Source organism: Acinetobacter sp. AOR14_HL, assembly GCF_027855175.1.
Taxonomy (GTDB): Bacteria; Pseudomonadota; Gammaproteobacteria; order Pseudomonadales; family Moraxellaceae; genus Acinetobacter; species Acinetobacter calcoaceticus.
Genome location: NZ_JAKTII010000012.1, coordinates 146,965 through 164,857 on the forward strand (window position 1 = coordinate 146,965; position 17,893 = coordinate 164,857).

Annotated in this window: 12 protein-coding genes and 6 tRNA genes; 11 read left to right on the top strand and 7 right to left on the bottom strand. The window is 37.4% G+C overall.

The features are described from left to right. Positions 1-35: 35 nt before the first annotated feature. From MKL38_RS13330 to MKL38_RS13340, 3 genes are all read left to right on the top strand, one after another. The gene (locus MKL38_RS13330) at positions 36-4,541 is read left to right on the top strand and encodes an Hpt domain-containing protein (RefSeq protein ID WP_270903493.1); all 4,506 of its coding nucleotides are present in this window, start codon (positions 36-38) and stop codon (positions 4,539-4,541) included. Further along, positions 4,541-5,008 (top strand): hypothetical protein, encoded by a 468-nt coding sequence (locus MKL38_RS13335; RefSeq protein ID WP_270903494.1) that lies wholly within the window; start codon positions 4,541-4,543, stop codon positions 5,006-5,008. The genes MKL38_RS13330 and MKL38_RS13335 overlap by 1 nt, the downstream gene beginning before the upstream one ends. 330 nt (positions 5,009-5,338) lie before the next feature. Further along, entirely contained in the window at positions 5,339-6,220 is an 882-nt protein-coding gene (locus MKL38_RS13340) for an alpha/beta fold hydrolase (protein ID WP_270903495.1), read from the top strand. A gap of 131 nt (positions 6,221-6,351) precedes the next feature. Here the strand turns inward: MKL38_RS13340 and dapE are convergent, their stop codons facing one another. The 3 genes from dapE to MKL38_RS13355 all read right to left on the bottom strand — a co-directional run bounded on the left by dapE (position 6,352) and on the right by MKL38_RS13355 (position 8,758). Then, on the bottom strand, positions 6,352-7,485 hold the full coding sequence (gene dapE / locus MKL38_RS13345; RefSeq protein WP_270903496.1) for a succinyl-diaminopimelate desuccinylase: 1,134 nt from the start codon (positions 7,483-7,485) through the stop codon (positions 6,352-6,354). Between the two features lie 125 nt (positions 7,486-7,610). Next, the gene (locus MKL38_RS13350; protein WP_003655297.1) at positions 7,611-7,754 is read right to left on the bottom strand and encodes an entericidin A/B family lipoprotein; all 144 of its coding nucleotides are present in this window, start codon (positions 7,752-7,754) and stop codon (positions 7,611-7,613) included. Positions 7,755-7,876: 122 nt separating this feature from the next. Next, on the bottom strand, positions 7,877-8,758 hold the full coding sequence (locus MKL38_RS13355) for a DUF1853 family protein (RefSeq protein WP_270903497.1): 882 nt from the start codon (positions 8,756-8,758) through the stop codon (positions 7,877-7,879). Positions 8,759-8,862: 104 nt separating this feature from the next. Between MKL38_RS13355 and MKL38_RS13360 the strand changes: the two genes are divergently transcribed. The 8 genes from MKL38_RS13360 (at position 8,863) to MKL38_RS13395 (ending at position 10,813) form a co-directional block, all read left to right on the top strand. After that, entirely contained in the window at positions 8,863-9,222 is a 360-nt protein-coding gene (locus MKL38_RS13360; protein WP_045435412.1) for a YbaN family protein, read from the top strand. A 158-nt stretch (positions 9,223-9,380) separates the two neighbouring features. Next, positions 9,381-9,884, top strand: coding sequence for a cell wall-recycling L,D-carboxypeptidase ElsL (gene elsL / locus MKL38_RS13365; RefSeq protein WP_270903498.1), 504 nt, complete (start codon positions 9,381-9,383; stop codon positions 9,882-9,884). 207 nt (positions 9,885-10,091) lie between these two features. Further along, positions 10,092-10,167, top strand: a tRNA-Val gene (locus tag MKL38_RS13370). A 24-nt stretch (positions 10,168-10,191) separates the two neighbouring features. After that, a tRNA-Asp gene (locus MKL38_RS13375) sits at positions 10,192-10,268 on the top strand. A gap of 48 nt (positions 10,269-10,316) precedes the next feature. After that, positions 10,317-10,393, top strand: a tRNA-Asp gene (locus tag MKL38_RS13380). An 89-nt stretch (positions 10,394-10,482) separates the two neighbouring features. Further along, a tRNA-Val gene (locus MKL38_RS13385) sits at positions 10,483-10,558 on the top strand. A gap of 36 nt (positions 10,559-10,594) precedes the next feature. After that, positions 10,595-10,671 (top strand) — tRNA-Asp (locus MKL38_RS13390). 66 nt (positions 10,672-10,737) lie between these two features. Continuing rightward, a tRNA-Val gene (locus MKL38_RS13395) sits at positions 10,738-10,813 on the top strand. 468 nt (positions 10,814-11,281) lie between these two features. Here the strand turns inward: MKL38_RS13395 and MKL38_RS13400 are convergent. The 4 genes from MKL38_RS13400 to yccS all read right to left on the bottom strand — a co-directional run bounded on the left by MKL38_RS13400 (position 11,282) and on the right by yccS (position 17,770). Continuing rightward, complete coding sequence (locus MKL38_RS13400; protein WP_270903499.1) at positions 11,282-12,067, bottom strand: YdcF family protein; 786 nt, start codon at positions 12,065-12,067, stop codon at positions 11,282-11,284. Between the two features lie 114 nt (positions 12,068-12,181). After that, positions 12,182-14,764: a sulfite reductase flavoprotein subunit alpha gene (locus MKL38_RS13405; protein WP_270903500.1), complete on the bottom strand. Its 2,583-nt coding sequence runs from the start codon at positions 14,762-14,764 to the stop codon at positions 12,182-12,184. Positions 14,765-14,919: 155 nt separating this feature from the next. Further along, positions 14,920-15,495, bottom strand: coding sequence for an SdpI family protein (locus MKL38_RS13410; RefSeq protein WP_005036343.1), 576 nt, complete (start codon positions 15,493-15,495; stop codon positions 14,920-14,922). Between the two features lie 100 nt (positions 15,496-15,595). Beyond that, on the bottom strand, positions 15,596-17,770 hold the full coding sequence (yccS, locus tag MKL38_RS13415; RefSeq protein ID WP_209831949.1) for a YccS family putative transporter: 2,175 nt from the start codon (positions 17,768-17,770) through the stop codon (positions 15,596-15,598). Positions 17,771-17,893 lie beyond the last annotated feature (123 nt).

Sequence of the window (17,893 nt, forward strand, 5' to 3'; positions counted from 1 at the left end):
CTCCATTTAGGGGACAAGCAAAAGAAGCCTTTGCTATGAAAGAAATATTAAAAACTTTAACTGAAGCAATGATGCTACCGGAAGATAGCTATTCTCAACAAGATGATGAATTTCTTGATATCTTCGTTGAAGAAATTGAAGAAATTTTTGTTGAATTGCAATCTTTGATTCATGAATGGATGCAATCTAAAAATGTTGCTACGCTGACTGAGATCCGTCGCCATTTTCATACCTTGAAAGGTTCAGGGCGAATGATTGCAGCGAAATCCTCTGCTGAGCTTGCTTGGACTGTAGAAGATACGCTTAATCGGGTAATCAATGAGAGTCTCACATTAACTCCTAACATCCAACAATATGTTCAGTTGGTATTTAAGTTCTATTTCTTTAAATTAGTAGATGACTTTAAATCTAAAAAGGAACATGCAGTAGATTTTAGACCTCTTATTTTATTGGGACAACAATTACAACAACAGCAAAGTCTAGAGCCTGCTTTAGAAGAACTTCTATTATTGTCGGATACTCTCACTGCGGAAACTAAGACTGGTTTAGAGGTGGGTGATTTAGAACAGGAATCAGATAATTTAACTCTAGAAACCGCCGTAGAAAGTGAACATAACCTTGCTGAAACCCTAGTTTTATTTATGGAAGAAGCGGAGGAGCACTTAGCGACCATCGATCAGTTCTTAGAACAAGAAATACATCAGCACGAGAGTTACAATGCACTAATCCGTGCATTACATACGTTGCGCGGCAGCTCGGCAATGGCTCAGGTAGAAGCAATTTTTGATGCTAGTACTAAAGTTGAGCATTTATTTAAAATCCTATTACAAGAAGAGCTATCTTCTCATTCAGAAGAAATTTTACTACTCCGTGATTATCGTCAGTTTATTCGAAATTGTTTAGATCTATTGGCTGCGCATCGCTCTAATGAGCAATTAGACTCTAACCTGAAACAGTTCAATCAGGTTTGGGATACTTATATGGAACAACATGGGGAGCATGCGAGCCCGCTCACGCCTCCACATGGTTTAGTATCTCAGCTGTTACAGCTAGATGTTTCAGAATTACTTGATGCAGAGTTAGATTTTGAGAAAGGAATTCGTTCTGAGTTTCCTCATTATATTGAACGTTTAAGTGAACAAGCTGATTTGTTATTGCAACATACTCAGTCGCAGGCCATGGTTGGTTTATATGAATATACGAACCAGCTGAAAGATAGCTATGACGTATTGCTTGATCGACCTGATTTATTGCAATCAGATTATGTTTTTGAAATTTATCAGAAAGCACATCAACAATTAATTCAGTTATTTGATGCATTAGCTGCGGGTCAAAGAGTTAGTATTATTGAGCAACACCAAAATGTTTTGGAAGAGCTAAAACTATATACCCAATATATTCCAAGCCTTAATTCTGAACCATTAGAAAGTCATCAGGAAGTTGTTGAGTCGCTATTTAATGCTGATGTAGAACAAACAGCAAATGAATCTTCAGCATCTATCGAAAGTATACTAACTGATCATGTAGTCATGAGTCAGAGTGTGCATTTAGATCGCCAGTTCATGTCTACTGAGCATGTAAACCGTTATTTTGATCCAGAACTGTTAGATATTTTTCTTGAAGAAGCCGATGAGTTGCTTGAAGGGATGGATACAGATCTTAATATTTGGATTAATGATCAAGAGAACTTTGCTGCTCTTAATAATCTGATGCGCTATTTGCATACCTTAAAAGGTGGGGCAAATATGATTCAGGCAAATTATATTGGTTTAATTGCACATGAACTAGAAAGTATTTATGAGCGCTTAATTCAAAGACAGTTAATTACTTCATCTGCTCTCATTGATTTTATTCGTCTGGTTCAAGATGATTTAGCTGATCGCCTACAAATAGTACGTGAACAGCACCTAGATTATGCTGCTTCTCATACTATTCAAGCGCTTAAGAATGCAGGTAAGGTATATAATTCACTCGGGTCTGCTGCTAAAGAGATGCAAGTAGAGTCTGAAACAGATGTTATACCGGAATCAAGTGTTGAAGTATTACAACAAGAAGCTATACACAATACTGCGTTAAATCTCGATGAGTTAACTTCTAATTTTGAGCAGATTGTTGAGTCTAATAATAGACTTGTTGAGTACACAGAATTACAAGTTTTTGATGCAGAAGGCTATACAGACAGTATCCAAGATCAGGATATTGACTCTGTTGTCGAGCAGACCTTTATGGAGGAAGCGGCCGAGCTGTTAGAGATGGCCGATCACCTATTAAAGCAGTGGTTTGAGCAGCGTACCAATCGTAGTATCTTGCTTCAGCTACAAAGGGCAGTGCACAGCTTGAAAGGTGGTTCCCGTATGGTGGGACTTGAAACCGTACAAGCGATTGCTTATCAACTTGAAAATGCTTTTGAAAAATTTGCGCTTTATCATTTTAGCTCAAATATTTATGACAACTTGTTAGAGAGTGCGATTGTTTGGTTAAAAGAAGCAATTTTTAAACAAAATTATCAACATTTCGATGGTTTACAACAAAGTTTAGAAAATATTCAGTTTATTGAAACTGCAATACAAATTCCAAGTAAGTTGACCAGAACTGATCTATTTAGCACTGAACCTGTAATGAGCTTTGTGCAAGGTGATGGTGCAGAACCACCGCCAATGATGGGGGCATGGGAACAAACGCAGCATCTTGAACAAAATAATGAGATGATCCGGGTTTCGGCAGATTTAATTGAGAAAATGATTGATTTGTCTGGTGAAAATTCGATTAACCGTTCACGAATTGAAATGGATCTCAGTCAATTTGGTCATACGCTAGTGGAAATGGAATTAGCCATTCAACGACTAGCAGACCAGTTACGCCGAATGGAAGGCGAATTAGAAAGTCAGATTATTGCAAAACACGGTATTGAGCACTCTCGTTATACAGAATTTGATCCTCTAGAGATGGACCAATATTCTTCATTGAATCAATTATCGAAATCACTTGCCGAATCTGCATCGGATTTAGTGGATTTTAAAAATACATTATCTGAAAAAATTAGAGACACTGAAAGTTTGCTGGTACAACAGTCACGTATTCAAGCCGAAATTCAAGAAGGCCTAATGCGAACACGATTAGTACCATTTTCTCGATTGCTACCTCGTTTACAAAGAATTGTGAGGCAGACTTCTACTGCGTTGGATCGACCAGCAGAGCTTTTTGTTAATAATACCGAAGGTGAATTAGACCGAACAATGCTAGAACGTTTGGTTACACCACTTGAGCACATGCTTCGAAATGCAATTGACCATGGTTTAGAAGATCGTGTGCAACGTGAACAAGCGCGAAAACCAGAAACTGGACGTATTGAACTGAATATTCATCGTCAAGGTACGGATGTTGTTGTTACATTTAAGGATGATGGCAGAGGTATTGATATCGAGAAGGTCCGTCAAAAGGCCCTATTGTCTGGTTTGATTAATCCTGAACAAGTATTAGAACATCAAGATATTTTACAGTTGATTTTCCATCCAGGGTTAAGTACAGCTGATCAAGTCACTCAGATTTCAGGTCGTGGTGTAGGACTAGATGTTGTACAAAGTGATATTAAAGCTTTGGGCGGACATGTGAGTGTGGACTCTGTGTATGGGCAAGGAACAATCTTTACCATACGTGTTCCGACCACAGTAGCTGTTAGTGATGCCTTAATGGTTAAAGTTGCTGATCAACAATTTGCAATTCCGTTAGCTCAAATTGATCGAATTGTTCGAGTTTCACCAACATCATTAGAACAGTATTTTGGAAGTGCACAAGAATTCTTTGAATTTGAAAATAAACGCTATCCATTACGTTATTTATCTGAGTTTGTTGGTAATCAACCAATTCCACGTTTGAGCGGGATGATGTATTCACTACCAGTATTAATGATTAAGACCAATAATGGACAAACAATTGCATTATTGGTTGATCAGCTTATTGGTTCACGTGCGCAGATTGTGGTCAAGCCAATCGGGCAGCAGTTCTCTAGTATTGGTGCGATTGCAGGCGCAACTATTTTAGGTGATGGCCAAGTTTGTCTAATTCTAGATGGACAAAATATTGCTCGCCAAATTCAGTCTACCCGCCGACATAAGCAGCTTAATGAAGCTATCTATAGACAACGTGAGTCTGATGAACGCCGTCTCATTATGATTGTAGATGACTCTGTCACAGTCCGTAAGGTAACGACTCGTTTACTCGAACGTCAGGGCTATGACGTAGTAACTGCTAAAGACGGTGTCGATGCAATTGAGCAGTTGGAAAATATTAAACCAGATCTGATGCTGCTTGATATCGAAATGCCGCGAATGGATGGCTTTGAAGTACTTAACCTCGTGCGACATCATGATCTACATCAAGATATGCCAGTCATTATGATTACATCCAGAACTGGCGAAAAACACCGTGAACGAGCATTTACTTTAGGGGTTAACCAATACATGGGTAAACCTTTCCAAGAAGAAGATTTACTTCACAATATTGATGCTTTTTTCACAACACGTGAAGAGGAACTTGCTTAATGAAGAGTCATATCAGTACATCTTTAATTAATGAAATGGATCAGCAAGAACTTCAACATTTAATTACTGTTTCAACTGGTTTTATTGATGCATATATTATTGAATGTGATCAGCAAGTGCCGATGCTATTACCACAAAACATAGTGTTATCAGCTATGGATGTTAAAAATGGTATCAAGCATATTGAATGGCATGATGTAAAACTTCCAGTCTATACAGTGCATAATGAAATTGATTCGCGAGCGGTGGCATTAGTTATTGAAAGTGAAGATATCAGCCAACGTTTTGCACTCATATGTAAATCGATGCCAGTTTCAGTTCGTCTGCGTATTTCTGAAGTCGTAGATGAAAACGAAGATATACAGGACTCTTTAAAGCACCCAACTGTATTTAAATATGTGCGTATGGAGAATCAGCGCTACCACGTTCCTAATTTGCAATATATCCAAAATTCGCTTCACTTATAAAAGAAAGGAACTCAATTTGAGTTCCTTTTTTGTAAGAAATAGGTAAAATTCTTTTATAAGAGATGGGGTAGCTCACAGTTTTACAAAAAAATAATCCTGAAGTAATTGCTTTATATATATTGTGAATTTATATTTTATATGTGTTCCAATGTTAAAATATTAGTTTTGAAATTTAGAAAATTAATAATATTTAGTTTTAATAGGCCCTACTATTAAATTTAGTATTCTAAGAAAGGAAGTAAATTATAACTAAAGAGTAGTTTTGAATTTTACCACACCAAATATGGGAAATAATCTATAACAAACTCTTTGCAACAGTAGAAAACATAAATGTCAATTAATAAAGAGCTGCATATTTTAGAGACAGAGGATCGTGGTGAATTTGCATTGTGGGAAATTTCAAATAGAAAACATTCTCTGACAAAAAAAGAAGCAATTTTTTTATCTCATGGTGCATTTTCGGACAAAACTGTTTGTATGGGGATTGCTGATTATTTGGCAAGTCATGGTTATATCTGTTTTATTTTAGAATGGCGAGGGCATGGCACTAGCCCAAAAACAGATGTACCGTTTAATTTCGAAACAGTGGCTTTATATGAATATAAAGCTGCATTTAACTATATTTATAATCATTTAAATATATCGTCTTTACACTGTGTAACTCATAGTGGAGGAGGGCTATGCTTAACAATGTTCTTGATTAATCATTCTGAATATTTAAATCTTATTCAAAGTATTACTTTTGTCGCTTGCCAAGCATTTGGAGCAGTAAATAGCCCATTTGATTTTCTTAAGTTACTTTCTGCAAAATTAGTTGTTAAAAGTCTAGGACAGATTCCTGCTAGTAAATTTAAGTTAGGACGAGTAAATGAAACCTATTACACTATGAGACCATGGTTTAGCTGGAATTTAAATCAGAATTTTATAAGTGATTTTAAAGATATTGATTATAGAAAATTTATGGCCTCTATTAGAGTTCCGATATATTCCATCTGTGGTACTGGGGATAAGTTCATTGCGCCAGTTAAAGGGTGCTATGAATATTTAGAAGCCTTTGAAAATGAAAATAATATATTCCGTGAGTTTGGACTTTCTAATAATAATCTAGAAAATTATTCTCATAGTAGAATTGCACTTAGCCAAAATGCTGCTAAGGAAGTCTGGCCCACTATATTGCAGTGGATAGATAAGCATTCAGAAGATGCTCTTTAAGTATTTTGTATAAAGCCAACTATCTGGATTAGTGAATACGAATCGTATTCTAAGATTCTCAAAGATAACAATTTAAGATAAGAAAAAGCATCCTAAAGAGGATGCTTTTTTATTCGTTGAGCTTTAATATTTTAAGCTAATAAATTTTCTAAAATTTGCTCATAAATATCAGTCAGTGGATCGAGGTCATGTACGTCAACATGTTCATTAATTTGATGAATTGTTGCGTTAAGAACGCCTAACTCCAATACCTGTGCACCTGTTGGAGCAATAAAACGTCCGTCAGAAGTACCACCACTTGTTGAAAGCTCAGTTTCAGTGCCAGTTACATTTAAAATCGCAGTTTGAGCCGCATTAACGAGTTCACCAACTGGAGTCAGGAAAGGTAAACCAGAGAGATTCCAAACGATTTCATACTGTAAACCGTGTTTATCTAAAATCTCATGAACACGCTGTTTAAGCTGTTCAGCAGTCACTTCTGTTGAATAACGGAAGTTAAAAGTAACTTCTAAAGTACCTGGAATTACGTTGGTTGCACCAGTTCCAGCATGAATATTTGAAATCTGAAATGATGTTGCTGGGAAATATTCATTTCCATTATCCCAAACGCTTTGGCATAGCTCTGTTAAAGCAGGTGATGCTTCATGAATTGGGTTTAGTGCTAAATGTGGATAAGCCACATGGCCTTGTTTACCTTGGACCTTTAATACAGCATTGAGGGAACCACGACGCCCATTTTTAACAATATCACCTAATTTATGAGTACTTGAGGGTTCGCCGACCAAACACCATTTAATTTTTTCATTACGTTCTTCAAGAGTCTCAATAACCTTAACCGTACCGTTAACCGCAGGACCTTCTTCATCAGAAGTAATCAGAAATGCGATAGATCCTTTATGGTTTGGATGTTTTGCAACAAAACGCTCAGATGCAACAACCATAGCTGCCAAAGCTGTCTTCATATCTGCCGAACCACGACCATATAATTTTCCATCGCGGATTTCAGGTGCAAATGGGTCTGAATTCCATGCTTCTAATTTACCTGTCGGGACTACGTCAGTATGACCTGCAAAACAAAATACAGGTTCTTCAGTTCCACGACGTGCCCAGAGATTATCTACCTCACCAAAACGCATTGGTTCAATATGAAAACCAACTTGGCTTAAACGGTCTGCCATGATGGTCTGGCAAGTGTGATCAATTGGAGTAACAGAAGGTTGTTGTAAAAGTTCTAGGCTAAGCGAGAGAGTATCTGAATGGTTCATACCGGAAATTGCGTGCTGATCAGGTGAAATATAGTCCGATATAATAGGCGAATCTCTACGTGATGGGTACGTAAAAATAAAAAAACCTTATCGGAATGATAAGGTTTTTTAGTGACAACTCTAACTTACATTTTATCTTGTGTTTTTTCAGCAGTATTCGTTACAGCATCACCTGCTTTAGAAACATCTTTACCAAAACCCTTAAACGTATTACAGCCTGTTAAAACAACAGCAATCATTACAGAAGCAGCTAAAACTTTTTTCATCACTTTCTCCGTTTAAATTTAATAATGAAGTGAATTTAGATTAAAAAACAAACGGAAAAAGAAACATGACTGTTTAATAGTAAAAACGTTATAAAATGTGTCTAGAATCTTAAATTTATTGTTAATTATTGAAATTTCTGAATGTTGGACTTTAATTTTAAGTGTGAAGGGTGTCTAAACATAAAAAACTGAACCTCCTGACCACTTTTACAATATAAGCCGTCTGTCCACCAATGTGCTGGGGCGGAACTAGGCTGTTTATTTGGGCACAGCCATTCGTGCCTTTCTAATCGATAAAAAGAAGAATGAGGAATTGTGGTGCCCCAATAGCCCAAACGACGCTTTAAATTTATCCAGTCAGGTAGGGGCTGCTGCAAATTTAAATCTAAAGGGAGATAAAGTTGTCCCTTTAAAACTGCAAAGCGTTGATGAATTTCAAAGTTTAATGCTTCAAGAAATTGAAATTGTTTGTTGGTAAAGTGGTAAAGCTTTTTGCTTAAAGTATCCTGACGGTTCAGTCCAATCCATTGTTCTAATTGTAAATCTGCCTCACCGAGATAATATTTTAAAGCAACCTCCCAATGTTCAATTTCTTGAGTTTCTTTATTTAGAATTAAAAAATCTAGTTCTCCTAAAGTTTTTGGCCCCTCAATTTTTTGAATACTATGTCCCAATAATTGATAGGGATGGTACTGATCCTCTTGTAACCAAAACCAGAGTAGATGCTCAAAGCGTAAACCTAAACGTGTACTTTTAAGCTGAGATAAAAACTGAATTAAAGGCTCTGGGGACTGATCGAGCTCTTTTAAACGTGGCAAATAATTTTGAAAATGACTTTCCCATACTTCGGTTGGATGTAGCTTAAAATGATGTTGTATAAATAGACTTTTTGGTAGTTGGGAAAGTAAATTTGGACTAGCAATACAAAATGCGAGCTGTCGGACTATAGGATGTTGAAATTGTAGCCATGGCTCGAAATAGGACGTTTTAACTGAGGCAATATTCATACATTTAATACTCGAAGTAATTCATCCTAATTTCCTAACGGATCAACAAAAAAACATTAGAAAAACACTTTATACTAACGCCAACAGCAGGTTAAGGTTTATATATGCGAACATTGTTCTGGCGCTCTTTAGTCGTGATTTTTATCACGCTAGGCATTATTGGAGCAATTTTACCAGGTATGCCGACAACAGTGTTTTTGATTCTGGCTGCTTGGGCTGCTTCAAAAGGCTGGCCACAAATGGATGATTGGTTGTTAAATCACCCTAAATATGGACCAACATTACGTAATTGGCGAGCCAATGGCACAGTACCTCGTAAAGCGAAGTGGATTGCAAGCATAATGATGGCAATTAGTGGAATTATAATGTTATTTACTTCAGCGCCACTTTTGGTCAAGGCTTTTACTGATATTACTATGTTCATCGTTGCAGTTTGGTTATGGCTACGCCCTGAGCCAAAATAAAAGATTGATAATCTTTTATTTTGGCGCAAGACAAGCAGTAAAGCTGCGCGTAGATAAAAGAAGATTGATAATCTTTTATTTTCAATGCAAGAGAAGCCCTTACAATAATTTTTTAGCTAAACTCAAAATATTTGAGTTGATATAAGAGAATAAGTTCAATGTCTCAATTTAAGTTCGAAGATGCTGATGTTCTCATCGATTTAGCAAACCAAACATTAACTTTGCCTAAACATAATAAGTTTTATGTCATTTCTACAGGAAAGAATGGAATTGGTGAGCAGGAAAACACGGGTAGAACACCACGTGGATGGCATAGAGTGGCAAAGAAAATTGGTGCAGAGTTTCCCAAAAATGCAGTTTTTATCGCACGTAAGCCAACAGGGGAGGTTTATAGCACTGAGTTAGCTGCCCAATATCCTGAACGAGACTGGATACTTTCTCGTATTCTCTGGTTAGATGGCCTAGAGACTGGGTTTAATAAAGGGGAAGGCCACGACACTATGCAACGTTATATCTACATTCATGGAACTCCAGACACGCAACCAATGGGGGTGCCAATGTCACATGGGTGTGTTCGAATGCGTAATGAAGAAATCATTGAGCTATTTGATTTAGTTGCTGAAGATGCATTAGTTTATTTATCTGAACAATCTTTAACCTGAGTGCGAGTTTTATCTATTCTTGGTTAGCGGTGTAAATGCAGAAAATATTGAAATAAGTGTTTAAATAAAATACAAAAAATTGTTTTTTACTTAATAATGACTTATTTTTAATCATTCATTCGCATTTTTTTAAAAAGAAGTCGAAAAGCGTTTGACACCTGTTAAAGATTCTCTATAATGCACCTCACAAACGATGAAGACGTTAAAGGGCGCTTAGCTCAGTTGGTAGAGCGTCTGCCTTACAAGCAGAATGTCGGCGGTTCGATCCCGTCAGCGCCCACCAAGCCTTTACGTTAAGCTCTCAAGTGCAGCGGTAGTTCAGTTGGTTAGAATACCGGCCTGTCACGCCGGGGGTCGCGGGTTCGAGCCCCGTCCGCTGCGCCACTTAAGACTTAACATCGTTTTACCCCACAATTTCGATATTGTGAAAGTGCAGCGGTAGTTCAGTTGGTTAGAATACCGGCCTGTCACGCCGGGGGTCGCGGGTTCGAGCCCCGTCCGCTGCGCCACTTTTCAGTTCGAGTTGTGTTTGGAAGATGATTTGAGATGTAAAAATCTTATATCAAAAAATTAATGAATAATTAATTTTTTCTTCTTGGGGCGCTTAGCTCAGTTGGTAGAGCGTCTGCCTTACAAGCAGAATGTCGGCGGTTCGATCCCGTCAGCGCCCACCATATATGTGACCATACTTTATTTTAAAGTATTGTAGTGCAGCGGTAGTTCAGTTGGTTAGAATACCGGCCTGTCACGCCGGGGGTCGCGGGTTCGAGCCCCGTCCGCTGCGCCATTCTCTTGATTCCCTTGTCTAGAGAATGTAGAGTATAAAGATACATTCGTTATCTTTTCTCATTAAGGGCGCTTAGCTCAGTTGGTAGAGCGTCTGCCTTACAAGCAGAATGTCGGCGGTTCGATCCCGTCAGCGCCCACCATTATTTCATTCCGAAAGTTAAATTTTTCTAATATTTAAATTGCTTATTTATCTATAATTCTCAATCTGTATTTGAATTCTTTATCTAAGTCACTCTAAATTTAGTTGTTCTATTCTAAAGCTCAAAGTTTATATCTCCAATTGACTGAAAATCATTAGTTAAGTTATTTCTTATTTGGATAAATGACTTTTGTGTTATTTAATTTGGGGCTATAGGTTTAAAACCTAACTGTGTTTAAAAGTGATTGCCTGAGTTATAGACTAAAATTATTTCACATAAAATTTTCTTAAAAAATTTATTTTATATTTTTATTGAATAGACTTTTCTTATATTAAATTTGCCATGTAATGACTCAAATAGAGCTTTATATATTTTATAAGCTTACTAGATCTATTTCTAACCAATAACAATACTTTCTTGCGTAAAAAAACTGCTATTTTTTAATAGCAGTTTTGAAATAAGTCATTCTTAATATTCGTTAAGAAACCATCCACTTGCAAAAGCGAAATATTCTCGTAACCAAGAATTGTAGCGAGTAGCTAATGGTGTTTCAGCCGCCACTGTATAAACTTGCGTATAACCTTGTTTTTTAGCAATAGCTGCTGCTCGTGGAGTGTGAAAATCGCTTGTCACAATAGCAATCGGTTGGTCGAGGGTAATGTGGTGCTGTGCTAATAGTGGTTTACTATTCATTAGATTAAGTTCAGTACTTGTACTTTTATCTTCAAGAATCATTCGTTCTTTTGCAATATGATAATGTTGCTCTAGATAGCGAGACATAACTAATGCTTCGCTTTCCTTTTCTGAAAAATCAAGGCCTCCCGTTAAAACAACTTTTGCTTGGAGCTGTTTTAGAGCAATAGGGGCAGCTGTATCTAAACGTTTTGCAAGAGTTTTGGATGGTTGACCATTTTCTACCCCACTACCTAATACAATGATTGCATTTACTGGAGGCAGATTTTGATTTGTCTCTTTATTCTGTTTAATAAAATCAAAGAAATAGCCTAAGCTAATTAGCCATATCCAGAGGCATAACCAGCCGAAACGCCAAAGTGTGTGTAAGCGATAATGATAGAAGAAGAAACGCTCTAAATGATAATAGAATAAAGAATAGAGGCAGAAGAAGGCGCCCAAAATTAAAGGGATAATTGTGCCGACATTAATTTTATTGAGACAAATTAAAACTAACCCATCTAGAAATAAAATCGAACCAATGATTGCTAGGAAAATACGGATCCACTTACTGACTTGCATTGTGTTTACAGTTGCAATTTAAATTGCAGACAGTGTATGCAAAATCATTTTGAATGCAATAAAAAACCGAGTAAAGCATCTGTGCCATTACTCGGTTTTCTGATTTATTGGCCTTTAATAAACATCACGGCGATAACGGCCTTGTTGTCTTAATTCATCTACCTGTTCATCACCTAGAATTTCAACCAGTGCTTGGTCGACTCCGCTTGCCATACCATCAATACTACCGCAGACATAGAGAACAGCGCCGTGCTCTATCCAGCTTACTAATTCTGCTGCATTCTGACGGATTACATCTTGAACATACACGCGTTGTTTTTGATCTCGGGAAAATGCTAAATCTAGACGTTTTAGCATTCCTGTTGTTTGCCATGCTTCAATTGTTGATGCATAGAAGAAGTCGCATGCTCTTTGACGTTCACCAAAGATTAACCAGTTTTCAGTGTAGTCATGACGAGTACGTGTATGTAACAGGCTCATTAAACCTGCAATACCAGTTCCGTTACCAATACAAATAATAGGGCGGTTGTCATCAATAAGATGGAATGATTCATTGGTACGAATACGCAAAGCAACGTCATCATTGACTTGAGTATGTTGAGTCAGCCAACCTGAACCTAAACCTAAGTTACCGGATGCGTCATATTGTTGACGAACAACCAAACGAAGCACTTGCTGAGAAGGAATACTCGCAATTGAGTACTCTCGCGTTGGTAAGTTAGGAAGCTGTTCTAATAAATGGTCCAGATTCGCAAATGGTTCAATTTCGCCCGTTAAATCTTTATTCCAAAGCGCTTTCTCAATTGAGATTTCTAATGAGTCGACTTTGGCATTTTTAAGAATATGATGCTTCTGTAAGAATGCCTGAATACGTTCAGGGCTATTACCAGGCTGAATTTCAGCAATATCACCAGCTTGCCATATTGCTTCGTGCTTTGCGTTAAGCTCAATATTATAAGCAGGTTGCCCTAAGCTATTTGGATTGAGTAAGTCACGTTGTTGTAACTTCCATGTATCAAAAACTTTTTCTAAATTTACAGCGTGTAAATCTAATTTAGTTGCTTTCGCAAGTGATTGATTCCAGTTTTGAATATCCGATAGGTCTACATTATCAACTTCAATTGTATTAAAGAGGGCATGAGCACCATTAGTTTTAAGCCAAGCATCTACTGCATGACCAAAACTACAATACGTATCAGGATATTCTTTAGAACCTAGCGCTAAAACAGCATAGTTCATGTGCTTAAGGTCCAGATTCACTTTTAAAAACTTTTTAGCAAAGCTTGTAGCGAGATCGGGAGCATCACCAGTACCGTATGTACTGATTACAAATAAAACCTGCTCATGCTGCTCTAAATCAGATTGTGTTAGCTGCTGTACAGGTTTAACCTGAACTGGTTGATGAGCTTCTTGTAAACTTGTTGCCGTACTCCAAGCAAGTTGTTCTGCTACACCAGTTTGAGTTGCGTAGGTAATAAGCCAAGGCTTTGCATTTGGATCAATATATTGTCCAGCTAAAGACTGACGAGCCGCCTGTGTTAACTTTTTCTGTTTGCGGCGTTTAAGATAAAGCATCAACCCTGTAACAAAGAATAAAGGCATTGCCAATGAAGCAAGCATCGCAACGAATTGATAAATTGGTCCAAAGAAGCTACCACGGTGTACAGGTAACATACTGCTCATGATTTTTTGATTAAGTTTTTTATCTTCGTAGAGCTCCATCTTTTCGATAGTGCCAGTTTGATAATTATAGATGGCTTGGTTGCGTGCACGTTCGTGTTGCGGGGTAGCATCGACAAAGCTTAACTCAACTTTTCCATCATCTTTTTTTGGTAAGTTCAATGTTAGTGTCGAATAATCACGTCCGACCTGACTATTGAAGCCACTCCATGTTTGATTAAGTGCTGTAATGAGCTGAGTATTATCTAACTGAGGCTCTGATTTTTTATCAGTATTATGCTCAGATCGTTTATTTTGTTGCATTCCTCGATTTTGAGGAGCGGGGCCATGACCTTGTGGCTTGGGTTGTTCAACTCCCATCACTTTGAACATGCCACTACGCCACCAGTCATAAGACCAATATAGACCTGTACATGCGAATAGTAGATAAAAAACAATGACCCATGTCCCAACAACAGCATGTAGATCCCAAATAAAATTTCGGCCTTTCAATTTTGGTTTAACCGCGAGCCATTGACGGGCAGAATGCTTTTTAGGCCAGCGTAAATATAATCCACTCAGTACAAAGTAAATTAACATGAGCGCACAAGCACCAGTAATTTGCTTGCCAACTTCGCCTGCGGTTAAATTACGATGAATTTGTTGTATTAATAACAACAGTTTTCGGCCTTTAATATCCGGCAGAACCTGAGCGTTATAAGGATTAACCATCATATTATAGCCACGGCGTTCACCTTCTTTTTCAATATTGACAGTAGAAGAGGCGGTCGGATCCTTGGCAATCGTAATGCTATTAATTTTAATTTCAGGCTGAGTGGTATTGAAATGTTGATATAGCTGAGCAGGGGTTAATTTTGGAGTGCTTTCAGCTTGAACAACATAACTATCAGAATTTATCCATTTTAAAATTTGTTGGTCATAAGAATAAATTGCACCTGTTACACCCATAATGGATAAGATTAGGCCAGCAGTAATACCCAGAAACCAATGAATTTGAAATAAAATTTTTTTAAACATGGTCGAAAATGTGAATATGATGGAGATCTTGTAAAGAAGTATAGCCGAAGATTGAGTAGATAATATGGATTTTGGAGATAATATTAATTTTCATTATCATTTGTTTTTACTGTAATAAAAAACCTCCATAAGGAGGCTTTTTATGAAATCAAAACTTACAGAGTTTTCGGTTCGCCTACAGCTTCTTTTAAATGCGTGCGAATCGTATTGAACGAGAAGTTTTTAGAATCCATACGCTTAGGTAAAATATAAGCACCTTGTTGTTCTTGGCCTTTTGGATCTTTTACTTTGAAATTTACCAAGATGAAATCAGGTCCATTGTACCATTCGTAGATATTTTTCCATCCAATTGTACCAACGCCTTCTTGTTGGCCCATTTTTTGGCGCATCACAATGCCATGAGGCTGCACGCCTAAACGAATACCTTTGATTTCCTGTACCGGAAATTCATTCATTTTGCGTTTAACGTACCATTCTAATCCGTATTTACGACCTAGGTAGTAAAGTACTACAGCGACAATAGCAACCCAGCAAAAAACAGTAGAGTAGTTCTTAATAAAAATAAGACCTAATATAGCTAGGGCTAAAACTACACCCATAATTGCCCAAATTTTTGTGCTGATTTTATTGGTGCTGCGCCAGATAAGAAGCTGTGCATTACGTTGTTCAGCTTCTGACACGTCATATGGAACAGGCTGAAGCGTATAAGCGTATAAAGTTTTCGCGGTCATAGTGCAAATAACAAATTGTAAACTGTTTTAAGTTTAGCACTAATTGGCATAAGTCAGGAAAGGATATTATGCCAATTTAATACTAAATTCCGAGGCAAATTTATAATGATGCAAGCTCACTGGCATCATTATCAAGATCATGACTTAGACGTTGTTTTAACATACTAAATCGGTTCAGCACACCAAGCATGAGTGAGAGCTGCTGTAAAATAATGAGTGATTTTTGGTCATTTTCATCATTTTGGCTTAGACGCTGACGTATCGTTTGGAGCATATTTTGTGCTGTAAGATCAGGCATTTCATCTCTTAATAGAGCGCCTTGAATATCATCTAGCGCTTGGTCTAATAATTTAAGAACAGCTTGATCCTGAAGGCTTTCTCGATGTGCCCCAAGTGCAGCGATATAGCTTAAAAATGTATGGTTTAAACATAAAAATTCAAAAATATCGGATTTACGAGTTGGGTCAAAGTCTGGCTCAGTCGCTAAAGTGGAAATAAGTGAAGCAACTTCAGCATCTGTATTGTGTGCAGCTCGACGTACAATACGATAATTCAGCGCATGATTACGGCCTTCATGATACTGTTTCACAACTTCAGCTAAATAATTACATTGAGCTTGTAATGAACGTCTGATGTTGCGAGGTAAACGACGGAACTTCCAGTCGGGCCAAATAAATGTCACGCCAAACCAAGCTAAAGCACATCCAATTAAAGTATCTACAAATCTAGGAATAGCCGCAGCCATTGCCGAACCATCTAGATTAAAGTTAATTAATGCCAATATTGTGATAAAGGCAGTTGCCTGCGCATATTGTTTACTGCGTAATTCAAAAAACAGAACGCCACTTAATATCAACATGAATAGTTGCCCTTCGGTTGAAGGAATTAAGAAGATAATCGCAAGACCTACAATAATCCCAACTAATGTTCCGACAATTCGTAAGCGTAAGCGACGTTTGGTTGCGTTGAAGTTAGGCTGGCTTACAAATAGTGCTGTAAGCATAATCCAGTAGCCATATTCAATATTGGTCATTTGAATCAATACATATCCGATAAAAAGAACAATTGAGACGCGAATTGCATGGCGGAACAGCACAGATTCAGGAGTTAAATTCTGTTTTATTCGAACAACAATATCATTCCATCCTTGTAAATCATCATCTTTAAGCTGGTTCTCGGCTTGTTTTACTTTATCAGATTGAATGTGTTGTTCCGTTTCTAAGTTGAGTAACTGAGAGTCGATAGATTTTAAGTTTTGATATAAAGCGAAAAGTGCATTTACCCATAAAAGGTCATAATGCTGATCACGACGTAACTTTTCTAATGAGAGGCGTAGGTTTTCAAAGCTTTGTTTAAACCTTTTATTATGGTTATAAGGTTTACGTTGCAAAATACATTCATTTAACTCTTGGCAAGCTTTGCCTTGAACCGCCAAAATTCGCTGGAATCTAAATAAAATATCACTGTGCTGAAAAATTTTGGCTAACTTTTGATAATCGATATGAGCGGAGTCAGCACGCTCATGAATGTCTTGAGCGACAAAATAATAATGTAAGCTTCGGCGTGTATCTTTTTGTCCGCGGTCGCCTTTTAAACGAGTTAATAAAGCTGTTTTTAAGTCGTTAAAAATCGTAATTAACTTGCCGTTTTCTAATGACAGTTCGATCATACTTTGCTGATAGCTTGCAGCAGTCATATCTACATCAAACAAATTTGATTTTGCAAAGAGAAAATCACCTAGGGATGCATAAGATGCAGCCAGTTTGTCTTGTAGTTGTCGAACTGGAAATAGTAAAAAACTAATAGTTGCAATTAAGCCATACCATGCAGCACCTGCAACTAAAAGGGCTGGTTGAATATACCAGTGGTCGAAGAGATGAACACCTAGCATGGTATATACTGAAACAACCAAACATCCATAAGAGATGGTTGCGTAACGACGTCCTAATGAACCCAGTAAAATCCAGCCAATACACGAAGCAATCAATCCCAAAGCAAAAGCCATTGGGTAGGGGAAAAGTAATTGTACGGAAGCGGCGGTAATGAAGAACCCAATATAAGTATAAATCAGGTTCATGATTCGTACTGAAAAGCGATCATCAATATCGCTTAAACCGGCTGCAACCACACCTAAAGTAAGCGGAATTGTTGCTAATTGATAGCCCAGGAAATAAGGCACGAAAGCAGTTCCTGAAAAGGCTATCAGCATTCGCACGTTATACATAAATGTTGTGTTATAAGTCGCTCTTTTTAGGCGTTTAAACCAAGATTTCAAAGGAAGTCCTTGCTGATCAACCTGAGGATAAAGGATTTGTGTATTTCTACACCAATGTTGCACAAATCATACGATAGACAGTGTAAGCTTGTCTGTATGCAAATGATTGAAAAATGAAATATC

Excerpts from the sequence above, each read along its gene's own strand:
- MKL38_RS13330 (WP_270903493.1), top strand. The coding sequence starts at position 36 with ATGAAAGAAATATTAAAAACTTTAACTGAAGCAATGATGCTACCGGAA.
- MKL38_RS13335 (WP_270903494.1), top strand. The coding sequence starts at position 4,541 with ATGAAGAGTCATATCAGTACATCTTTAATTAATGAAATGGATCAGCAA.
- MKL38_RS13340 (WP_270903495.1), top strand. The coding sequence starts at position 5,339 with ATGTCAATTAATAAAGAGCTGCATATTTTAGAGACAGAGGATCGTGGT.
- dapE (WP_270903496.1), bottom strand. The coding sequence starts at position 7,485 with ATGAACCATTCAGATACTCTCTCGCTTAGCCTAGAACTTTTACAACAA.
- MKL38_RS13355 (WP_270903497.1), bottom strand. The coding sequence starts at position 8,758 with ATGAATATTGCCTCAGTTAAAACGTCCTATTTCGAGCCATGGCTACAA.
- MKL38_RS13360 (WP_045435412.1), top strand. The coding sequence starts at position 8,863 with ATGCGAACATTGTTCTGGCGCTCTTTAGTCGTGATTTTTATCACGCTA.
- elsL (WP_270903498.1), top strand. The coding sequence starts at position 9,381 with ATGTCTCAATTTAAGTTCGAAGATGCTGATGTTCTCATCGATTTAGCA.
- MKL38_RS13400 (WP_270903499.1), bottom strand. The coding sequence starts at position 12,067 with ATGCAAGTCAGTAAGTGGATCCGTATTTTCCTAGCAATCATTGGTTCG.
- MKL38_RS13405 (WP_270903500.1), bottom strand. The coding sequence starts at position 14,764 with ATGTTTAAAAAAATTTTATTTCAAATTCATTGGTTTCTGGGTATTACT.
- MKL38_RS13410 (WP_005036343.1), bottom strand. The coding sequence starts at position 15,495 with ATGACCGCGAAAACTTTATACGCTTATACGCTTCAGCCTGTTCCATAT.